The sequence below is a fragment of the Aquimarina sp. 433 genome (genome assembly GCF_054054605.1).
In genome coordinates, this window is record NZ_JBSWZK010000005.1 from 188,173 (window position 1) to 209,381 (window position 21,209).

Genomic DNA, 21,209 nt, shown 5'->3' on the forward strand with positions numbered 1-21,209 from the left:
AAGGAAAAAAATAGACTAACAAATCTTAGTTAGGCTTGTTACAAATTAACAAAATTTCATCCAACTTTTACATGGTTTTTATGCTATTTTAATTTTCTAAAAAGCAGCTATAGCTTTCGAAAATCTTTTAATTTTTTAAATAGTAAATTAAAACATATGGAGAACATGAGCGATGTCGAATTAGAGATAGTAGACAATGAATTCCTAAGACAATTCGAAACTACTATTGAAGGTCAGAAATCAAAGATCGAGTATGCTCAACAAGAGAGAAAAATATTCCTTACCAAGCTTGTAATGAGCGAAGAGCAAATAGAAAAGGGATATTCAGAAGATTTTATAGTAGCTGTTTTTAATATTATCGAAGAGCGTAATATTAGACTTGTTCCTACGAGCCCTATCATCGCTAAGTTTATGCGAAAGAATAGAAGAAAATACAAAGATTTACTTCCTGTTGGCATTAATATATAGTCGCACCGAGTAAATTAAAAAAAGTAAAGCCTGCTTATCAGCAGGCTTTTTATTTTAATAGAATCATTGTAAGATTGCTTTTATAGTAAATCAAAACGTACCATCCCATCATCATCAATATGCGTCAATTTTACCTTTCGCAAGGTATTTACATAAGAAGGATCCCAAGGCATTTTTACTTTTACATAATTCTCGGTAAAACCATGAATATATCCTTCTTTATTCTCAGATTCGAATAAGACTGTTCGCTCCGTTCCTATCTGACTCTCATAGAAAGCTCTTCTCTTCTTTACAGAAAGCCCTCGTAACATCTTACTTCTCTTTTTTCGTATATTCTGCAGCACTACTCCATCCAAGGAAGCTGCCACCGTATTTTCCCTTTCAGAATAGGTAAAAACATGCAAATAAGATATATCTAATTCTGACAAAAAGTTATAGGTATCTAAAAAATAATCATCTGTTTCTCCCGGAAAACCAACAATAACATCTACTCCGATACACGCATGAGGCATAACCTCTTTGATCTTTTTTACGCGATCTACATATAAATCACTCAAATATCTGCGTCGCATCATTTTTAACACCTCATCACTTCCTGATTGTAAAGGAATATGAAAATGAGGAACAAAAGTTCTCGACTGAGAAACAAAATCTATCGTTTCATTTTTTAACAAGTTCGGTTCTATTGAAGAAATTCGCAAACGCTCTATACCATCAACGTCATCCAAGGCTTGAACTAGTTCAAAAAAGGTATGCTCATGTTTTTTGTTTCCAAATTCCCCTTTTCCATAATCACCAATATTTACTCCAGTAAGAACAATCTCTTTGATTCCTTGTTCTGAAATCTCCTTTGCATTCTTCAACACATTTTCTAAAGTATCACTTCTAGAGATTCCTCTAGCCAAAGGAATTGTACAATAGGTACATTTATAATCACACCCATCTTGCACTTTTAAAAAAGCACGGGTTCGATCCCCTATCGAATAACTTCCTACATAAAAATCTGCTTCTTCTATCTCACAAGAATGGATTTCTCCAAACTCGTTTTTCGATAAATCATTGATATAATCGGTGATCTTAAATTTTTCTGTGGCACCCAATACCAAATCAACACCATCAACCGCTACGAGTTCCTCTGGCTTCAATTGCGCATAGCAACCTACTGCTGCCACAAAAGCATCCGGATTAGACTTTTGTGCCTGCTTTACAATGGTTTTAAATCTTTTATCAGCATTTTCAGTAACAGAACATGTATTGATTACATAAATATCTGCATTCTCGGAAAAATCTACACGATCAAAGCCTTCATCCGTAAAACTTCGGGCAATGGTAGAGGTTTCCGAAAAATTCAGTTTACAACCTAAGGTATAAAAAGCAACTTTTTTTCTCATCAACATTTATAAAGTCATTTCCACAGGGAAAGAAATCTATTTATATTTACACTGGTTTTTAATCCATGATTCCAACTTTTGTTAGTATCCTAATTAAAAGCCGTCAAAGATACCAACAATAATTCGTTTACTAAAATTGAAAATCAACCAATTAACTTCTTTAACTAACTATTTTGTAGCAACTTACTTTTGCCTTCTTTGTATTTCTTGTAATGAGACTAACAATAAGAATAAAGAACATTTGATATTTCGCTATAACGAATATTCTAATATCCAAACCTTAGATCCAGCTTTTGCCAGAAATCCTCCGATTATTTGGACCACAAATCAACTATTTAACAGCTTAGTACAACTTGATGACTCATTGCACGTACAACCTGATATTGCTAAACACTGGAATATTAGTGATGACAACCTAACATACACCTTCTTTTTAAGAAATGATGTAAAATTTCATAAACATCCAGAGTTCAAAACAACAGACAGTACCAGAATTGTTGTCGCCAAAGATTTTGAATATAGCTTCAATCGTCTTATAGATCCAAAAGTAGCTTCTCCAGGAAATTGGGTTTTAAAAAATGTCGAAAAATATAAAGCTATTAACGATACTACCTTTCAGATTAAATTAAAGAAACCGTTTCCTGCATTTCTCGGACTAATGAGCATGCGCTACTGCTCTGTAGTACCTAAGGAAATTGTGGAATTTTACGGAAGTGATTTTAGAGCTAATCCTATTGGCACTGGTCCGTTTAAATTCAAATTATGGGAAGAAAATATCAAACTCGTTCTTCGTAAAAACGAATTGTATTTTGAAAAAGACGCAACTGGAAAACAACTACCCTATCTTGAAGCTATCTCTGTAACTTTTTTACCAGACAAACAAACCGAATTTTTACAATTTGCAAAAGGCAAAATTGATTTCCTAAACAGTTTAGATGCTTCTTATAAAGATGAACTATTAACACCTAGTGGTAAGTTAAGAGAAAAATTCAAGGATAAGATTACATTTACAAAAAGCCCTTATTTAAATTCTGAATATTTGGGATTTTATCTTGATGGCGAAAATGATGAAGTAAAATCAGAACTCATCAGAAAGGCCATTAATTATGGTTTTGATCGACAAAAAATGATCACCTATCTCAAAAACGGAGTTGGAACACCCGCAAATAGTGGTTTTATACCAAACGGACTACCAGGATACAACCAACAAAAAGGATATACGTATCATCCTGAAAAGGCAGAGAAATTGATTAAAGAATACATACGAATAAGTGGAAATAAAACTCCTACCATAAGGATTGCTACGGATAACAATTACCAAAGCCTATTTGAGTTTATCCAGAGAGAAATGGAGAAAGTAGGACTTACTGTTGTTGTAGATGTTATGACACCTGCTACCATTCGAAAGAAGAAATGGAGTGGTGAATTGGATACATTCAGAGCTAGTTGGATTGCCGATTATCCAGATGCCGAAAACTTCTTATCTCCTTTCTATAGCAAAAACTTTACGCCAAACGGCCCTAATTATACGCATTTCAAAAATGAGACTTTTGATCAATTATATGAGCAAAGTTTTTCTGTAACCGATCCAAAAACACGAGAGCAACTATATATAAAAATGGATTCTATTGTGATTGCCCACGCACCTATTGTACCTTTATATTATGATCAGGCTACACGATTTGTTCAAAAAAATGTGAAGGGACTTACCAATAATCCACAAAACTTCTTGGTGTTAAAACGAGTTTGGAAAGAAAAATAAATTCCTAAAAATCATCAAAGTAAGAAAATTAACTTTTTATCGATAAAAACGGTATTTTATCGGTGAATTTTCCCTATATTCGGCATCGATTAATTTTAATTAACCTAAATCTTTTAGAATTAACTATTGAAATTGGAGTATCAAAAACTCCAACGTTCTTTGGTAAATTTTATCTGACACTTAACATCTAAAACAAACAACAAATGAAAAAAACCTATCTATTTGCCATGGCTTCCTTGTTTTTGGCCGCAGTATCCTGTAGTGATGATGACTCCAATAATGGACCAGGAATCGTAACAGTAACTCCTGACCCTACTGAAGAAATCTCATTAAATCCTGATGATGTTTCTGACGGAATTATCATTACTAATGGTACTAGAGTTCCTGGAGATGCTCCAACACCAACAGGAACATTACCGTTTAGCCTAAGTACAACATCACAATCTGGTTTTCAGAAAAATGGTTTTGATATCAGTTTTACTGCTCCTACAAATTATGCAGGAGCCTACATTCAGGTACAATCTGCAGATGGAACAATGGCAGATGAATACTGGAATGTTACTGGACCTAATAGATCTAATAGTAAAGCAAAGACATTATTTGGTAAATCTAAAAATCAATCCAAAAATCAGGATGTTGAAATTGATGTAGATTTTGAAGATACTGTATCACCAGGTACCTTTTGCTATCTAATCTGTATCTATGATACTGATGGGAATATTAGTGCACCTGTAGAAGTATGTGTAGAAGTTGAAGCTTGGGGAGGAAACCCAAATTTAGTTGGTACTTGGAATCTTACTAAAGAAGAAGTTACTTATGGAGGAGAAACAGACACCGATATTGTCGGTGAAGAAACTTGTGATTCTAGCACAGTTACCTGTAACAATGATACTAGTTTAACCATAGACGATGCGTATTGTTACACTATCAATTTAGCTAAAATCACGTTTAATGCAGACGGAACACTATCCGAAACATTTAATGAGTCTTACAGAGACTATAACTATTCAGCAACTATAGAAAATTGCCAAGCTTCATATTTTGACTCTCAAGAGTATGATTATGCTGCCACTGGATATTGGGCATATGATGAAGAAGAATCTAGCCTAACGCTAGTTATTTTTAACGAAACAACAAATGGAGATCCTGCAACATATGAAAACGGTGACGCTTATTCCGTTACTTTAGAAGAAGTTACTAGCTCAACATTTACAGTAAATGATCCTGGAGAAGAAGCTATAAAGTCTTTCTTTACTAGACAATAAAAAAGAAATAGCACTATTTAAAAGTGTATCTTAGTTTATATAAAAAGGGTAGTAAGAAAACTTACTACCCTTTTTCGTTTTATAACTTACTAAGGTTTTACTCATAACTCTTTCGCCAAGTTTTTGTTTCTTCAAAAACATGCTCCAAGATTTTTTGATCTGTCTCGGTAAAATCTATTTTGCGTCTTGCCATTACTACTTTTGCCACTTCAAAAGCTTTTTTGGTTAAGTAGGTAGAAAAGCCGTTACTTCCTCCCCAACTATAACTAGGCACAAAATTACGTGGAAAACCACTCCCAAAAATATTAGCATTTACTCCTACTACAGTTCCGGTATTAAACATGGTATTGATTCCACATTTAGAATGATCTCCCATCATTAATCCACAAAATTGCAATCCAGTTTTTGCAAATCCTTCGGTTTCATAACTCCACAATCGTACTGGAGCATAATTATTTTTAAGATTAGATGTGTTCGTATCAGCTCCTAAATTACACCATTCTCCAAGTACTGTATTTCCAATAAATCCATCATGCCCTTTATTAGAATATCCAAATATGACAGAATTACTTACCTCTCCTCCTATTTTAGAAAACGGCCCTACTGTGGTACCTCCATATATCTTAGCTCCCATTTTTATGGTTCCATGATCACATAAGGCAAAAGGTCCTCTTATTAAGCTACCTTCCATAATCTCTGCATCCTTACCAATATAAATAGGACCATTAGAAGCATTTAAAGTAACAAATGCTAGCTTTGCTCCTTCTTCGATAAATATGTTCTCTGGTGCAATTACCTGAACACTATCTGGAATCGGCTCACTGGTTCTATCCTCTGTAAGTAAGGCAAAATCTTCTTTGATTGCCTCTTCATTCTTAGAAAAAATATCCCATGTATTTTTTACCGTTAATACCTCATAACTATATTGAATCACGTCATAGGTGTCAAAATCCACCTCCTGATCTTCTTTGGTATAAAAAGCTAGAGGTTCATCTTCATAAAAGATAGCTTGCTCTGACTGTAAGTTCTGAATCATTACTACCAAATTTTTTGTTGGTAGAAACGAAGCATTGATCATTACATTTTCTTCGACTTCTACCATTGGATATTTTTCACTTAGATAATCCTCAGTAACAGTAGAAGTAGTATATCCTAGATATTTTTCCCATTTTTCGCGAATGGTTAAAACTCCGATTCTAATATCTGCCACAGGACGCGTATAAGTAAAAGGCAATAATGCATTTCTGGAAGCCCCATCAAAAAGAATATAGTTCATAGTTGTTTAGATGATATGTTTGTTCTAATTGGTTTTGTATTGATACTTGTTTTGTTCATCTAATCTTCCTTCATAGGCGAACAAGTGTCGAAGATCAAAAAAATATTTTAATGAGTCCATAATCCGATATATTTTATCAATAACTTCGTGTCATCCTGAGTTTGTCGAAGGAAATATAACCTACAATTTGCTCCGACAGGCTCAGTGTGACATTTATTGTTTCAAAATATCTTCCGCCACCCACTTTCATAATTCGGAATCAAAAATACGGTAACGTATAAAAACAAAAAAGCCTTTCTTTATCGAAAGGCTTTCTGTTTGTTGTATTTACTAAATTACTTTTTGAATTTAGCATATTTGTTTTTGAACTTGTCAATACGTCCTGCAGTATCGATAAGTTTAGACTTACCTGTATAAAAAGGATGAGAAGTTCTTGAAATTTCTAATTTCACTAACGGATACTCAACACCATCTACTTCAAGTGTTTCTTTAGTATTCGCAGTAGATTTAGTAATAAAAACCTCATCATTGGACATGTCCTTGAAGGCAACTAGTCTATAATTTTCTGGGTGAATATCTTTTCTCATGGTTATATCTTATCATTTTCGAGGTGCAAATGTAAGTATTTTTTATAAAATAGCAAGATGAAATAAAATTAATTAAGCAAAAAATCTATCACTTAATGAAATCAGCCATCAACTTGCTCACTCTTAACTTCACAAACCAACTCTGCAAGCCATATAAACATATCTCCTAAAGCACTTGTCACTGCACAACCATCTCCATCATTCTTAACTTCTAATGCATTTCTTTTTGAAATAGAATAGTATTCAAACACTATAGTGCGAAGTTCCTCTCGAGATAATTCCAAATCAACAACATAATTATATAAAATAACAAATTCTGGACTTTGCTGACTTAACAACTCTTGTTCTAATCTTTCCCGTTCTTCGGCTGTTAATTCTTCAGAATTTTTAACATCTATTTGATTAATAATTTTTGTATACTCTGGAGAACCCACAACATCCTTAGAAAATTTTTTGAAAAGTTCTACAACCTTAGTTTTATTTTCTTCGATTTCAAGTTCATTTTGGTGTTCATCTACAGAACAAGCAGTAAATAATACAAGCATGCAGCTTGTTAGATAAAGTAATTTTGTTTTCATATTACAATATTTTGGGAGTTAAAGAGCGAAAAAAACGGCTAAAGTGCATCTTACCTTTTATTATGTTTGACTTGTAAAAAACAATAAAAATGATGGTTTACCCGTAGTTTTACAACGTAAATATAGTCTTTTTTTATTAATTATTACGCTAAAAAGTAGAAAATAACTGTCTTGTTACTAACATTTTACTATATTTGAAGGGAGAAAACAGTACAATAACCCAAAATAATGTAATGGAAAGTAAGAGTATTCCTATAAAAAAATATATCCTAAAATATGGCTTAATTTATGGTTTACTAACTATACTTTTTGGTTTGTACACATACTTAACAGGAGATTATGCAAAACAAAATTTATTTCATGCATCAGTTTTATCTTTGATTACTATCTCTAGCATTATAACAGCAATAATTAGTTTTAAAAAATCTAATGATAACTTTATCAATTTGAAGGAAGCACTCAAAATTGGAATTGGTGTTGCAATTTTAGGGGGATTAATAGCTGTTTTATGGAAACTCATATTAATCAAAGTAATTGATCCTGGTATTATAACAGAATTAGGAGACAAACAAATCAAAATTATTGCTGAAAATGCAACTGATTTCACTCAAGAAAATATTGATAGAAAAATAGCTATTACAAAAAAATACACTTCACCTCTTATTCAAATTGTTGCTGCTATAGGAGTAAATCTATTTATGGGTTTTTTATTCTCATTAATTGGAGGTTTAATCGTTCAAAAGAAAAGAGATCCTTTTAAATAAAAACTGACTAATTGCTTGTTTTTTATCTAGCAATTTCTTTCATACTTCTCTATCCACTCAGATCTTTTTTGATCAAAAATGTAACAAATTACTACATTTGTGTACTTATGTGTTATATCTAAATAACCAAAAATTTTATAAATATGGAAAAATCTGTTAAATCTAATGCAATATCTCTTGGTGTAATATTAGGCGTAGTCTTAGCACTTATTACTGTTATTGCTTATACTGCTTACCAAGGTATGTACACCAATTGGATGGCAGGAATTGGTATTGCTATCTTAATTATTGTCTTTGGTATTGTATCTGCCGTAAAAAGTAGAAAATTACTAGGTGGCCACATAAGTTTTAAAGATGCTTTTACCTCTTACCTCATTACGGTAGCTATTGGTACACTAATCAGTATGGTAGTTAATATCTTAATTTATGTGGTAATAGATCCAGATGCTGCAACAGCAATTAACGAACAAATCATAGAATCTTCAGTTGGTTTTATGGAAAAATTCGGAACACCAGAATCTGAAATCGAAAAAGCAGTGGCTAAGATGGAAGAAGAAAACCAGTTCGGTCTAGTAACTCAAATAAAAGGTTGGTTCTGGGGAATCCTAATTTATATCATTGTAGGTTTATTAGCTTGTCTTGCAGTTAAAAAGAAAGAACCTCTGTACTAAAAAAATTATATTCTTTAAAAAGGCTATCTAAAAAGTATTAAAAAGCTCGTATTGTCAGTCTGAGCCTGTCGAAGACAAATTAAAAGTCTAGATATTAAAACTTCGACAAGCTCAGTTTGACACCGAAAAGCAACTTTTTAGATAGTCTTTTTTTATGCAATGTTCTTAAGATGGAATACCTATATTTGTCAACCAAATCATTTTAATACGATTTATGGAGGTTTCTCAGAAAAATTTTCTCTCATATATTGTTGGTGTAGCTATTATATCAGGAATTGCCAGAGTTGCTTTAGATTATCTATTCAGAATACTAGAACTCTCTCCTATTGCTTACTATTTTACTTTTATACTTGCATTTATATTAGAGATATATATTATTGTTTTTGTGATCAAAAAGTACAAAAAGCTAAAAAACCCATTAACGATTGTTGATGCATTAAAAACAGGTATTATTATAATGGGAGTGATTGGACTATTGTATTGTACAATGGCTTATATATATGATATGTATATAGATCCAGATTTTCAGACAAATATGACATTACGATTTACGGAGCAATTTAGTCCTGATCAGTTAGAGCAAACAAAACAGAATCTGGCCAATCAAGATCGCAGTAAATCGTATTTTGGAGTAATTATGTACACCATCTGGTTTGTATTTTTAGGAACAGTGATTTCTTTAATCGCTGGATCAGTTTACAAAACAAAAGAAGCATCAAAATAAATGGATATTTCTGTAGTAATACCTTTATTAAACGAACAAGAATCTCTTACAGAACTATATCAGTGGATTGTAAAAGTGATGCGTACGCATTCCTATTCCTATGAGATTTTATTTATCGATGATGGTAGTACTGATGGTTCCTGGAATACTATACAAACCTTATCAAAAGAAGATCCTAATGTAAAAGGAATACAGTTTTTACGAAACTATGGGAAGTCCCAAGCACTCCATGCAGGTTTTGAAGCCGCGAATGGAGAAGTAGTCATCACCATGGATGCAGATTTACAAGACAATCCTGAGGAAATCCCAGAACTATATGATTTAATTAGCAAAGACGGATACGATCTAATCTCTGGTTGGAAAAAGAAACGTTACGATTCTGTAATTGCTAAAAATCTGCCTTCTAAACTTTTTAATGCTGCTGCTAGAAAAACATCGGGATTAAAACTACATGACTTTAACTGTGGATTAAAAGCGTACAAAAAAGATGTTGTAAAACATGTTGATGTTCATGGCGAAATGCACCGATATATTCCTGTATTAGCAAAGAATGCTGGTTTTAATAAAATTGGTGAAAAAGTAGTATTACACCAAGCCAGAAAATATGGTAAAACGAAATTCGGGATGAATCGTTTTGTCAATGGATTCTTAGATCTCATAACGATCTGGTTTATGTCGCGCTTTGGCAAAAGACCGATGCACTTCTTTGGATTGATAGGAACTATATTGTTCATCATTGGTTTCTGTTTCTCATTATACTTAGGAATCGACAAATTATTTATTGCAAAAAAAGGAAGACTTATTGCGCAACGACCAGAATTTTATATCGCCCTAACAGCTATGATTTTGGGAACTCAGTTTTTCTTAGCCGGTTTTCTGGGAGAAATCATGCTTACCAGCAAAAGAACCAAAGAACGATATCATATTTCCGAAAAAATTCACCTTTAGAACCGTATGAAAATACTGGTATCATTAAAATTACAGGTGACAAATTGAGGATTTTTTAATATACTAATATATAACCAAAGTTTAACCAAATACGACCTTTTCTAAGTACCCCACAAACGAAAATTAAATAGTATTTTTGTTACTAAAACCTAGAAACATGCAAATATCAGACACCTCACTACAAACCAGAATTGAAGAGTGGTTATCACCAGTTTTTGACCAGCAAACTCAAGAAGAAATCACCAACTTACAAAAGCAAGATGCAGAAGCATTAAAAGAAAGCTTTTATAAAGATCTGGAATTTGGAACCGGTGGTATGCGCGGTGTGATGGGTGTGGGAACCAATCGTATTAATAAATACACCTTAGGAAAAAGCACACAAGGATTAAGTAATTACCTAAAAAAAGTATTTGCTGGCGAAGAAATCAAAACGGTAATTGCTTATGATTGCCGTAATAATAGTGATACTCTTGCAGAAGTGGTGGCCAATGTGTTCTCTGCCAATGGCATTAAAGTATATCTTTTCTCTAGCTTACGACCTACTCCAGAACTTTCGTATGCCGTAAAAGAATTAGGATGTCATTGTGGTATTGTATTAACGGCTAGTCATAATCCACCAGAGTATAATGGATATAAAGTATATTGGCAAGATGGTGGTCAGTTGGTACCTCCACAAGATGGTGAAATCATTGCAGAGATTAATTCTCTGAATTATGCAGATATTCAGTTTGATACGAATTCAGATCTTATTCAAAAGATCGATACAGAGATCGATGTTCCTTTTATAGAAAATAGTGTTAAAAACGGAAGTTTTGCTGCTGATCAAGAGGCCAAAGACAATACCACCATTGTATTTACTTCTTTGCACGGCACATCTATTACCGCTGTTCCGGATACCTTGAAAAAAGCTGGATATAAAAATGTACATATCGTAAAAGAACAAGAGGTGCCTGATGGAAATTTTCCGACAGTAAAATCTCCGAATCCAGAAGAACCAGAGGCATTAGCCATGGCTATGGAATTAGCGAATAAAGTAGGCGCAGACATTGTTATTGGTACAGATCCTGATTGTGATCGTTTAGGGATTGCCGTTAGAAATACTGCTGGAGAATTACAATTGCTCAATGGAAATCAAACCATGATTGTAATGACTTGGTTTTTATTAAAGCATTATAAAGAAAAAGGATTACTAAAAGGCAATGAATTTATCGCCTCCACTATTGTATCTACACCTATGATGAAAAATCTAGCTACAGCCTACGATGTATCATATATGGAAGTACTTACAGGATTTAAGTGGATCGCAAAATTGATCAAAGATTTTCCTGAAAAGCATTTTATTGGAGGTGGTGAAGAGAGTTTTGGGTATATGGTTGGAGATTTTGTGCGCGATAAAGATGCAGTTACCTCTACTCTATTAGCTTGTGAAATTGTAGCATACACAAAAGCAAATGGAAGTTCTTTCTATGAAGAACTGTTAAATCTATATGTGGAGCATGGTTTTTATAAAGAAAATCTGGTTTCACTAGTCAAAAAAGGAATTAAAGGAGCTGAAGAGATTAAGCAGACCATGATCGATCTTAGAAACAATCCTCCTACTCATGTAAACAATGAGAAAATCGTTCTTATTGAAGATTACCAGACAAGTATTGCAACGAATGTTTTGGATAGAACAGAAAAGGCAATCGACATTCCAAAATCCAATGTATTAATTTTTTATACAGAAGCTGGAAGTAAGATAGCAGCAAGACCAAGTGGTACCGAACCTAAGATTAAGTTCTATATGAGTGTACAAGAAACGCTTGACGATTTGTCAGCTTTTGATACTGTGGAACAAAAACTGAATACTAAAATAGCAACCATCAAAAAAGATTTACAAATAAATTAACGACGGTATTTATCGTCTCTAAACATTGAATGGATTACTTTAAACAAATTCTTCGCTTTGCGAAGCCTTATAGAATCTATGCTGTTTTAAATATAATTTCTAATATTTTTTACGCATTATTCGGAACTTTAGCAATGGTTTCATTATTCCCGATGCTAAGTGTTTTATTTGATAAAACCAAAAGAGTACATGAAAAACCAGAATGGTTAGGAATTTTTAAGGTTAGAGAATATTCTGAAAGCTATCTGAACTATTTTGTCACTCAAAAAGCAGAACAAGGAAATGAAGATGTATTAATTTTTATGGTAATATTGGTAATAAGTATGTTCTTTCTCAAAAACATCTTTAGCTATTTAGCCATGTATTTCATAACATTTTTAAGAAATGGTGTTCTAAAAGATATTAGGAATGAACTATATGAGAAAACCGTTGACCTACCACTATCTTATTTTTCCGAAAAACGAAAAGGCGATACCATTGCAAGAATTTCTACAGATGTTTTAGAAATACAACATTCCTTTCTTTCCATACTGGAACTAATTGTTAGAGAACCCTTAATGATTCTCTTTACAATTTTTGCTATGTTATTAATAAGTGTTAAGCTTACTATTTTTGTTTTTGTCTTTATTCCAGTTTCAGGTTTTCTAATATCTCTTATTGGTAAGAAGTTAAAAAAACATTCTGATCAAGTACAACAGGAACAAGGTTTTTTTCTTTCGATTGTTGAAGAAACACTTGGCGGTCTTAAAGTAATTAAAGGGTTTAATGCAGAGAAGATTTTTGGAAAGAAATTCGGAGATTCTACATCAAGGTTTTACAATTATTCCAATACTTTATTAAATAGGCAAAATCTAGCCTCTCCTACTAGTGAATTTTTAGGAATTGCGGTCATAGCAATATTATTATGGTTTGGAGGGCAAATGGTACTCGTTGAAAAAACCCTTGATCCAAGTCTTTTTATAGTTTATATGGGACTTGCATATAATATACTTACACCTGCTAAGGCTATTTCTAAAGCAAGTTATGGTGTAAAAAGAGGAAATGCAGCTGCAGAACGTGTATTGGAAATCCTTAATACCACTTCTCCACTAGAGGACAAGCCAACTGCAAAACAGAAAGATGATTTCACCTCTGATATTCTCTTAGAAAATATATCGTTCAAATATGAAGATGAATATGTACTGAATGATTTTACACTAAAAGTTCCAAAGGGGAAGTCTGTCGCTCTTGTTGGGCAATCAGGAAGTGGTAAATCTACAATTGCTAATCTAGTCACCAGATTTTATGATGTAAATAAAGGTGCTATAAAAATAGATGATATAGACATCAGAGATCTTAGTAAAAATTCTTTACGAGGATTAATGGGATTGGTAACTCAAGATTCTATCCTTTTCAATGATACTATAAAAAACAATTTGCTTATTGGAGATGAAAATGCCTCTGAAGAGGATATATTAGAAGCCTTAAAGATTGCCAATGCCTGGGAATTTGTAAAGGATTTACCAAAAGGTATTGATACTAATATTGGAGATAGTGGTAATAAATTAAGTGGAGGACAAAAGCAGCGACTATCAATAGCAAGAGCTGTTCTTAAAAACCCTCCTATCATGATCTTAGATGAAGCTACCTCTGCGCTGGATACAGAAAGTGAACGATTAGTACAATCAGCATTAGAAAATATGATGAAGAATCGAACGAGTATTGTAATTGCGCATAGACTATCTACAATACAAAATTCAGATTTAATCGTTGTAATGCAAAAAGGAAAAATTGTAGAACAAGGTACTCATGAGGAACTGATTGCTAAAAACGGTGCTTATCAAAAATTAGTAACCATGCAATCTTTTGACAACTAAACAAACTGATTGTCAATTACATAAAAATAAAAAAGAGCGTCTCCACGCTCTTTTTCTTCACACAAATCATCTTAATTTAGGGGCTTAATCTAAAATTAAAACTCACTTTTATAAAAACTCTCACTTTGGGGGAAATGAAAGCACTAACTCATTTTCACTTTGTAAATATACAACTCAAATTCGAATACACAAACTTTTTTGTGTATTTTATCTAAAAAAAATGCATTTTAACATTTATATATACCTAAATATATCATTTTGTAGTATTTTTCTTTCAATAACACAAAATAACACATACATGAATCTCAATTATATAAAAATAAAAAAGAGCGTCTCCACGCTCTTTTTCTTCACACAAATCATCTTAATTTAGGGGCTTAATCTAAAATTAAAACTCACTTTTATTAAAAACTTTCATCTTGGGGTTTAATGAAAGTACTAACTCTTAATTACACTGTAAAGATACTACTATTTTTCATTTAAACAAATTTTATAAGCTTTTTATCCAAAAAAAAAGCTTTTTATCTTTGTTTAAAAATCAAAAATTATAATAAAGTAGTATTTTTCTTACTTTTTTATAATCATTAGATTGATGCGTAAATTTAAATAAACATCAATAAAACAAAAAAGAGTGCCTAATAGCACTCTTTTTCGAAACAAATCATCTTTAATCTAGGGGGCATTTTATAAAATAAAAACTCAACTTTTAAAAAACTTTTTCATTTTGGGGGAAATGAAAACTTTAACTCATAATTACATGACAAAGATAAGAGTTATTTTTTAATTTCCAAATAAAAAACGTTTTTTATCTAATTTTAACGTATTTTATCTATTAAATATAACAATATTCCTACATTTTCCTACAAAAAATAAATTTAAATACGCATTAAACCTTTTTTACTTAACTTAGTCTAAGAGTAAATTAACGTATGTTACCACTAACCGTTTAAAACTATAATTTGCTTTTGAATAGTATAGAAGAAGAAAACCTACTTACAGCATTACAAACTGATAAGGATATCAATCAAGCTTTTGCAAAACTCGTTTCATTATATAAGGAACGACTATATTGGCATATCAGAAACATGGTAAAAAGTCATGATGATACTGATGACGTCCTTCAAAATGTATTTATTAAGGTGTACAAAAACATTAGTAAGTTTAAGGGAGAAAGTAAATTATACTCATGGATGTATCGTATAGCTACGAACGAATCCATTACGTTTTTAAACCAGAAAGCAAAAAAATATAATATCAGTAATGAAGAGTTACAACAGCAACTGATTCAAAACTTAGAAGCTGATGTCTATTTTGAAGGTAATGCTATACAGCTTAAGTTACAAAAAGCAATTGCACAATTACCTCAAAAGCAGCAACAGGTGTTTAATATGAAATATTTTCAGGAATTAAAATACAAAGAAATGTCTGATATTTTAGAAACCAGCGAAGGAGCATTAAAAGCTTCTTACCATTTGGCTTCTAAAAAAATAGAAGAATTCTTAAAAACCAATTAAACCTTTTTACTTTTACATCGTCTTATATATAGTGAAAAAGAATAATCTACATAACGACAAACAAGGATTTAAAATCCCGAAAGACTATTTCGATACTTTCGAAGGGAAGCTTTTTGATAAAATTGCTAAGGATAAAGAAGCATCTTCTATTCTTTCAGATGATTTAAAATCAGGCTTTACAGCACCAGAAGGTTATCTAAACAACTTAGAAGAACAGTTATTAGATACACTAGCAATACATAAGGAAGATTCTCCTTCTCTAGATCTAATTTCGAAAAATAATTTCACTACTCCTGGTAACTATTTTGAAACAGTAGAAAAAAATATTTTAGAAAAAACTGTTACCAAAGCTAATGCAGAACCAAAGGTGATATCATTGGTATCTCGTAAGAATATAGTATATGTAATAAGTATAGCAGCTATGATTGCAATTTTAATTTCAGTGGTGTTTCCTTCAGATAAAAAAATTGAAGATGCTTTCGGGAGTGTAGCAATTGCAGACATCCAACAGTATTTTGATGATGGTAACGCAGAGTTTAGTGACTCGGAAATAGCGGAATTATTAGATGAAGAAATTAGTTTAACTGATACCTTCGTAGATGAAGAGATTAGTGAAGAAGAATTAGAATCTTATCTTTCTGATGAAGAATTGTCGGATGATATCATATACACAGAATAAGAGAAAGCATGAAACAAACTATAAAAAATATTTGGATTTACGAAAAGGAAATGAACCGTCGTTTCCATGTAATCTCTAAAACAAGATATTAAAACATGAAAAAGATATTACTATTATGCGTAGTTATTTTTACCGTTAATTTCTCATTTGGTCAAAGAGGACCAAGAGAAAAAGTAAAAGCATTAAAAATCGCATACATTACAGAACAGTTAGATTTAAGTACTAAAGAAGCTCAGCAATTTTGGCCCATCTACAATGAGCACGAAGAAGCTATGGAAAATCTAAAGAGAAACGAACGTAAATCCATACGCGCCATAAAAGAAGCTAATGGCCTAGAAAATATCAGTGAACAAGAAGCTGAAGATTTTTTGACTAATTATGTATCTGCCGAAGAGAAAAAATTCTTAGCACGTAAACAGTTAATTAAAAATCTAAGTACCGTAATTCCACATAAAAAGATTCTAAAACTGGTAAAAGCCGAAATGGATTTTAACAAACGACTTTTAAAACAATTACGAGATAGAAGAAGAGCAAATTAGTAGATGATTTTACAATAACATATACTAAAAGGTAAATGGAAACTTTATTTCATTTACCTTTTTTATTTAAAAGATACTTTTGCTATTCTATTTTTACCTGCAGCGATAGCAAGGCTATCATTTATAAAACGAATGGTATAAAAACTTTCTTTACTCACTTCTTTCCAAGTATTTCCAGCATCATTAGAAATTGAGATTCCGGTAAAACCTACAGCTACCATTTCTTTACCACCACTATTAGGAATATACCTTATACAACTTTTATACCCTGCTCCTACTCCATCTGCAATAAGTTTCCAGCTTATACCTCCATCATTTGTAATCGCTTTATTTTGTGAGTTCTCTTCTGGTTTTGTGTAATCGCCTCCATAAATAATTCCGGTAGTTTCATTATAAAAATCCATAGAATACGCTCCTGTTGTTTCTTTTCCTTGTATTATAGGAGTATCGTATACATTCCAAGTATTTCCTTTATCACTAGAATAAAACACTCTAGAAGCCATTCCACCAGAGACAATCCATACATTATCACCTACGATCCTAATATTTCCATTACTTGCAGCAAAGGCAGCTTCCCCTTTTACCACTTTTGGTAATTGATCACATGAAATTCTAGTCCAGTTTTCTCCTCCATCTCTAGTAATAATTATAGATAAGCAATTTTCTGTAGGATCGCCCATCGCGATACCTTCATTATCATTCCAAAAGGCAATAGCATCGTAGAACACTTTTTCATGTTCTTCTTTATAAACTAGCTTCGTTTCGCCAGTTACTTTATTTATTTTGTACAAAAGTCCTGGAGAAGCAATACTGAGCAAAAAACAATGAGTATTCGTACTTGCAACTGCTCTGAATTGAATCTTTTTTCCTTCAAATTCTAACGTACTCACTTTTTTCTTTCTTATATCAAAGTTTTCTTCTATTTGAAATATTCCATATATACTATTACTACCAGCAAAGAAAACCTCATCATTTGAAACTGTTATTGCCCGAATACTAACAGAATCTGTATAAAAAGGTGTGACTACAATCTCAGAAAAATTGTGAGCAACCACTTCAGGTTCTTTAGGTATACAGCTTATAAAAAGGAATATAACTGATATCGATAGTAAAAATCTCATACCCAATATTTTTGATCAAATATAATACTATTCTAAAGCAAAGAGTTACCTTTGCATCCCTTAAAAAAATAAAGGATGCGTTTACATAGGAATTTGGTATTTGCTGTAATTGATGGACTCAATGAAATTTTTAACGAGGATGCTTATGCTGATAAGGTAGTTCAAAAATTATTAAAGCGTGATAAGAGATGGGGATCTCGAGACAGGAGTTTCGTTGCTGAAACTACCTATGACATTGTACGTTGGAAACGCTTATATGCTGAGATAGCAAATGTTTCTGAACCTTTTACCAGAGAAAATCTTTGGCGAATATTTGCTGTTTGGGCCACCTTACGTGGAATCACATTACCTGATTGGAAACAAATTGGTCCCACACCAACAAGACGTATCAAAGGACGATTTGATGAACTCAGTAAAATTAGAAAGTTTAGAGAATCCATTCCCGATTGGATGGATGCATTGGGCGAAAAAGAACTTGGACCTGTTTGGGAAAAAGAAATAGCAGCACTTAATGAACAAGCACCTGTTGTACTAAGAACAAATACATTAAAAATTTCTAGAGATAAGCTTAGAGGTATTTTAGAAGATGAAAATATTGATACAGAATTCATTAAAGGTTATCCATTTGCATTACAACTTACAGAAAGAGCCAATGTATTTTCTACAGAAGCTTTCAAAAAAGGATTGTTTGAAGTTCAGGATGCTTCTTCTCAGCTAGTCGCTAGTTTCTTAGATGTACAACCAGGACAGAGAATTGTAGACACTTGTGCTGGAGCCGGCGGAAAGACATTGCACCTTGCTGCATTAATGGAAAATAAAGGTCAGGTGATTGCCATGGATATCTACGGTAACAAACTAAAGGAACTTAAAAGAAGAGCCAGAAGAGCAAGTGCTCATAATATAGAGACTAGAATAATAGAAAGTTCTAAGGATATCAAAAAACTCCATAAAAAAGCTGATCGTGTGCTCATTGATGCGCCTTGCAGTGGATTAGGAGTACTAAGCCGAAATCCTGATGCCAAATGGAAATTGCAACCAGAGTTTCTTCAAAAAATAAAGCAAACACAATCTGAAATATTAGAGAGTTATGCTAAAATGGTAAAACCAGGAGGAAAACTAGTGTATGCTACTTGTTCCATTTTGCCTTCTGAGAACCAAGAACAGGTTAAAACTTTCTTAAACAAAGAAATAGGAAAAGAATTTACCTTTGTAAAAGACAAAAAAGTACTTTCATCAGAATCAGGTTTTGATGGATTCTATATGGCATTGCTACAAAGAAAATAACTCAACTTACGTAACAAACAATGAAAACAAAACTACTTCTTATTGCGCTTTGTACATTTTGTATAGGGTTTAGTCAGGTTCCTACTGGATATTACAATTCGGCTACAGGGTCTGGATATACACTAAAAACGCAGTTAAAAAATATTATTGATAGTGATAATGATGGATTATCTCCTGAGTTTCAATCAACAGATCCTGGATATAGTGGATTGTACACTACTTATGTAGCATCAGATTCGGATTCCTATTATGAAAATAATGGAAGTGTCCTAGACATGTATTCAGAAAACCCTACAGGTGCTGATGATTACGAATATACTCACTTTACAGATCAAGACCCTGGAACTGGAGGAACTTCAGAAGGAGAATTTTATAATAGAGAACATATCATTCCGCAATCTGTTTTTAATCAGGTTACTCCGCAACGCTCGGATGCCCATTTTGTCGTTCCCTCAGACAAATTTGTTAATGGGGCTCGTGGTAGTTTTCCTTTCGGAAGGGTGGAAACAGCGAACTTAACTACAACAAATGGTTCGAAAAGAGGTAATAATCTGAACTCTGGTTATTCTGCAGGATATACCGCCACTGTTTTTGAACCTATAGATGAATTTAAAGGCGATATCGCTAGAATGCATTTTTATTTTGCAACTCGTTATGAAGATGATGTAGCTAGTTATTCATATAGTATGTTTAATGGAACTAGTGATCAAGTTTTTGATCAAACATTTTTAAACATCCTTATCACTTGGCACAATCAAGATCCTGTATCTACAAGAGAGATGGACAGAAATAATGCAATTTTTGGCAGACAAAATAATAGAAATCCATTTATAGATCATCCGGAATACGTGGAAATGATCTGGAGTTCTACAATTGATTCAGAAGCACCATCGGTACCGACTAATGTGATGGTTTCTAATGAGACGTCAAATAGTATTGATTTGTCCTGGATAGCCTCTACAGATAATATAGCAGTAACAGAGTATGATGTATATGTAAATAGTGTTTTTAATAAATCTACCTCTTCTACTACTACCACTGTAACCGGTTTAAACTCAGAAACCACATATGCTTTTACCATCTTGGCAAAAGATGCAGCTGGAAATGAATCCTCACAAAGTGCTTCTGTAAATGGAACTACATTAGCAGGTGGAACTGGCGGAACTGATTGCGCCACCGAAACATTTAGTAATATTGGAGCTGCTTCTAGTGCATATGCTGAACGTATGTGGACTGGTGACGACGGTGGAGAATGGACTGCTACAGACGCCAGAACAGATCAAACATTAACAGGAAGCGCAATTACTATTAGAAATGGTGAACTAACATCTTCTTCAATTTCTGGAGGAATTGGATCCTTAACCGTAACTACGCTAAGAGCCTTTAGTGGTGGTACGGGAACATTTAATCTTAAAGTTAACGGAACAGTAGTAGGAACAATACCTTACAGCGATGTCCAAGAAACGACCACTATAAACAACATTGATGTTACTGGAAATATTATAGTTTCTTTTACAGATAAAACCACTACCAGTGATAGAGTAATTATTGATGATTTATCTTGGAGTTGTTATGACCCTACACTGGGAATTGATGATCTTAACTTGGAAAAACTTGTTACAGTATATCCAAATCCATCTTCAGACAGAAGTATAACAATAAACACAGCAAATATTACTGGTGCTGAAATAAATGTTTATGACATTATAGGGAAGCTGATATTTTCAAAGAAAAATTTATTAGAAAACACCCTAATATCCAACCTCCCGCAAGGAATGTTATTGGTAGAAATTATTTCTTCCAAACGGAGTATTACCAAAAAAGTATTGATACGATAATAAGAAAAGCGGCTAAAGAAAGCCGCTTTTTTATTTCTTTAAGGATTGTTTAAAAT

Annotated in this window: 19 protein-coding genes; 14 read left to right on the plus strand and 5 right to left on the minus strand. The window is 32.7% G+C overall.

What is annotated here, in order from left to right:
* Window positions 1-165 precede the first annotated feature (165 nt).
* Complete coding sequence (locus ACWNT5_RS12205; protein WP_299608094.1) at window positions 166-468, plus strand: N-acetyltransferase; 303 nt, start codon at window positions 166-168, stop codon at window positions 466-468.
* A gap of 80 nt (window positions 469-548) precedes the next feature.
* Here the strand turns inward: ACWNT5_RS12205 and mtaB are convergent, their stop codons facing one another.
* Window positions 549-1,859, minus strand: a complete 1,311-nt coding sequence (mtaB, locus tag ACWNT5_RS12210) for a tRNA (N(6)-L-threonylcarbamoyladenosine(37)-C(2))-methylthiotransferase MtaB (protein WP_456517476.1) — start codon at window positions 1,857-1,859, stop codon at window positions 549-551.
* A gap of 241 nt (window positions 1,860-2,100) precedes the next feature.
* Here mtaB and ACWNT5_RS12215 point away from each other — a divergent pair, with 241 nt between their 5' ends.
* Both ACWNT5_RS12215 and ACWNT5_RS12220 read left to right on the plus strand, forming a co-directional pair.
* Window positions 2,101-3,621, plus strand: coding sequence for an ABC transporter substrate-binding protein (locus tag ACWNT5_RS12215; protein ID WP_456517477.1), 1,521 nt, complete (start codon window positions 2,101-2,103; stop codon window positions 3,619-3,621).
* Between the two features lie 203 nt (window positions 3,622-3,824).
* Window positions 3,825-4,886 (plus strand): hypothetical protein, encoded by a 1,062-nt coding sequence (locus tag ACWNT5_RS12220; protein WP_456517478.1) that lies wholly within the window; start codon window positions 3,825-3,827, stop codon window positions 4,884-4,886.
* Window positions 4,887-4,983: 97 nt separating this feature from the next.
* Here the strand turns inward: ACWNT5_RS12220 and ACWNT5_RS12225 are convergent, their stop codons facing one another.
* The 3 genes from ACWNT5_RS12225 to ACWNT5_RS12235 form a co-directional block, all read right to left on the minus strand.
* On the minus strand, window positions 4,984-6,162 hold the full coding sequence (locus ACWNT5_RS12225; RefSeq protein WP_299899486.1) for a GlmU family protein: 1,179 nt from the start codon (window positions 6,160-6,162) through the stop codon (window positions 4,984-4,986).
* A gap of 335 nt (window positions 6,163-6,497) precedes the next feature.
* Window positions 6,498-6,749, minus strand: a complete 252-nt coding sequence (locus tag ACWNT5_RS12230; RefSeq protein WP_219008121.1) for a type B 50S ribosomal protein L31 — start codon at window positions 6,747-6,749, stop codon at window positions 6,498-6,500.
* Window positions 6,750-6,850: 101 nt separating this feature from the next.
* Entirely contained in the window at window positions 6,851-7,327 is a 477-nt protein-coding gene (locus ACWNT5_RS12235) for a hypothetical protein (protein ID WP_456517479.1), read from the minus strand.
* 233 nt (window positions 7,328-7,560) lie between these two features.
* Here ACWNT5_RS12235 and ACWNT5_RS12240 point away from each other — a divergent pair, with 233 nt between their 5' ends.
* From ACWNT5_RS12240 to ACWNT5_RS12280, 9 genes are all read left to right on the plus strand, one after another.
* A complete protein-coding gene (locus ACWNT5_RS12240) occupies window positions 7,561-8,091 on the plus strand; it encodes a DUF4199 domain-containing protein (protein WP_456517480.1) in 531 nt (176 codons plus the stop codon).
* 143 nt (window positions 8,092-8,234) lie between these two features.
* Window positions 8,235-8,762, plus strand: coding sequence for a DUF4199 domain-containing protein (locus tag ACWNT5_RS12245; RefSeq protein WP_456517481.1), 528 nt, complete (start codon window positions 8,235-8,237; stop codon window positions 8,760-8,762).
* 214 nt (window positions 8,763-8,976) lie between these two features.
* Entirely contained in the window at window positions 8,977-9,486 is a 510-nt protein-coding gene (locus tag ACWNT5_RS12250; protein ID WP_456517482.1) for a DUF4199 domain-containing protein, read from the plus strand.
* Window positions 9,487-10,434 (plus strand): glycosyltransferase family 2 protein, encoded by a 948-nt coding sequence (locus tag ACWNT5_RS12255; protein WP_456517483.1) that lies wholly within the window; start codon window positions 9,487-9,489, stop codon window positions 10,432-10,434.
* 157 nt (window positions 10,435-10,591) lie between these two features.
* Complete coding sequence (locus ACWNT5_RS12260; protein ID WP_456517484.1) at window positions 10,592-12,322, plus strand: phospho-sugar mutase; 1,731 nt, start codon at window positions 10,592-10,594, stop codon at window positions 12,320-12,322.
* Between the two features lie 29 nt (window positions 12,323-12,351).
* Complete coding sequence (locus ACWNT5_RS12265; RefSeq protein ID WP_299607604.1) at window positions 12,352-14,178, plus strand: ABC transporter ATP-binding protein; 1,827 nt, start codon at window positions 12,352-12,354, stop codon at window positions 14,176-14,178.
* A gap of 974 nt (window positions 14,179-15,152) precedes the next feature.
* The gene (locus tag ACWNT5_RS12270) at window positions 15,153-15,692 is read left to right on the plus strand and encodes an RNA polymerase sigma factor (RefSeq protein WP_299608097.1); all 540 of its coding nucleotides are present in this window, start codon (window positions 15,153-15,155) and stop codon (window positions 15,690-15,692) included.
* A gap of 31 nt (window positions 15,693-15,723) precedes the next feature.
* Window positions 15,724-16,371 carry a hypothetical protein gene (locus tag ACWNT5_RS12275; protein ID WP_299607606.1) on the plus strand — a complete coding sequence of 216 codons (648 nt, stop codon included), beginning with the start codon at window positions 15,724-15,726 and terminating at the stop codon, window positions 16,369-16,371.
* A 95-nt stretch (window positions 16,372-16,466) separates the two neighbouring features.
* Entirely contained in the window at window positions 16,467-16,910 is a 444-nt protein-coding gene (locus tag ACWNT5_RS12280; RefSeq protein WP_299607608.1) for a sensor of ECF-type sigma factor, read from the plus strand.
* A 62-nt stretch (window positions 16,911-16,972) separates the two neighbouring features.
* On the opposite strand, the gene ACWNT5_RS12285 is transcribed toward ACWNT5_RS12280, so the two are convergent.
* Window positions 16,973-18,031: a WD40/YVTN/BNR-like repeat-containing protein gene (locus ACWNT5_RS12285; RefSeq protein ID WP_456517485.1), complete on the minus strand. Its 1,059-nt coding sequence runs from the start codon at window positions 18,029-18,031 to the stop codon at window positions 16,973-16,975.
* A gap of 75 nt (window positions 18,032-18,106) precedes the next feature.
* Here ACWNT5_RS12285 and ACWNT5_RS12290 point away from each other — a divergent pair, with 75 nt between their 5' ends.
* Window positions 18,107-19,315: an RsmB/NOP family class I SAM-dependent RNA methyltransferase gene (locus ACWNT5_RS12290; protein WP_456517486.1), complete on the plus strand. Its 1,209-nt coding sequence runs from the start codon at window positions 18,107-18,109 to the stop codon at window positions 19,313-19,315.
* Between the two features lie 20 nt (window positions 19,316-19,335).
* Complete coding sequence (locus ACWNT5_RS12295; protein ID WP_456517487.1) at window positions 19,336-21,153, plus strand: endonuclease; 1,818 nt, start codon at window positions 19,336-19,338, stop codon at window positions 21,151-21,153.
* The last annotated feature ends 56 nt before the right edge of the window (window positions 21,154-21,209 follow it).

Excerpts from the sequence above, each read along its gene's own strand:
- ACWNT5_RS12205 (WP_299608094.1), top strand. The coding sequence starts at position 166 with ATGAGCGATGTCGAATTAGAGATAGTAGACAATGAATTCCTAAGACAA.
- mtaB (WP_456517476.1), bottom strand. The coding sequence starts at position 1,859 with ATGAGAAAAAAAGTTGCTTTTTATACCTTAGGTTGTAAACTGAATTTT.
- ACWNT5_RS12220 (WP_456517478.1), top strand. The coding sequence starts at position 3,825 with ATGAAAAAAACCTATCTATTTGCCATGGCTTCCTTGTTTTTGGCCGCA.
- ACWNT5_RS12225 (WP_299899486.1), bottom strand. The coding sequence starts at position 6,162 with ATGAACTATATTCTTTTTGATGGGGCTTCCAGAAATGCATTATTGCCT.
- ACWNT5_RS12230 (WP_219008121.1), bottom strand. The coding sequence starts at position 6,749 with ATGAGAAAAGATATTCACCCAGAAAATTATAGACTAGTTGCCTTCAAG.
- ACWNT5_RS12235 (WP_456517479.1), bottom strand. The coding sequence starts at position 7,327 with ATGAAAACAAAATTACTTTATCTAACAAGCTGCATGCTTGTATTATTT.
- ACWNT5_RS12240 (WP_456517480.1), top strand. The coding sequence starts at position 7,561 with ATGGAAAGTAAGAGTATTCCTATAAAAAAATATATCCTAAAATATGGC.
- ACWNT5_RS12245 (WP_456517481.1), top strand. The coding sequence starts at position 8,235 with ATGGAAAAATCTGTTAAATCTAATGCAATATCTCTTGGTGTAATATTA.
- ACWNT5_RS12250 (WP_456517482.1), top strand. The coding sequence starts at position 8,977 with ATGGAGGTTTCTCAGAAAAATTTTCTCTCATATATTGTTGGTGTAGCT.
- ACWNT5_RS12255 (WP_456517483.1), top strand. The coding sequence starts at position 9,487 with ATGGATATTTCTGTAGTAATACCTTTATTAAACGAACAAGAATCTCTT.
- ACWNT5_RS12260 (WP_456517484.1), top strand. The coding sequence starts at position 10,592 with ATGCAAATATCAGACACCTCACTACAAACCAGAATTGAAGAGTGGTTA.
- ACWNT5_RS12265 (WP_299607604.1), top strand. The coding sequence starts at position 12,352 with ATGGATTACTTTAAACAAATTCTTCGCTTTGCGAAGCCTTATAGAATC.
- ACWNT5_RS12280 (WP_299607608.1), top strand. The coding sequence starts at position 16,467 with ATGAAAAAGATATTACTATTATGCGTAGTTATTTTTACCGTTAATTTC.
- ACWNT5_RS12285 (WP_456517485.1), bottom strand. The coding sequence starts at position 18,031 with ATGAGATTTTTACTATCGATATCAGTTATATTCCTTTTTATAAGCTGT.
- ACWNT5_RS12290 (WP_456517486.1), top strand. The coding sequence starts at position 18,107 with ATGCGTTTACATAGGAATTTGGTATTTGCTGTAATTGATGGACTCAAT.
- ACWNT5_RS12295 (WP_456517487.1), top strand. The coding sequence starts at position 19,336 with ATGAAAACAAAACTACTTCTTATTGCGCTTTGTACATTTTGTATAGGG.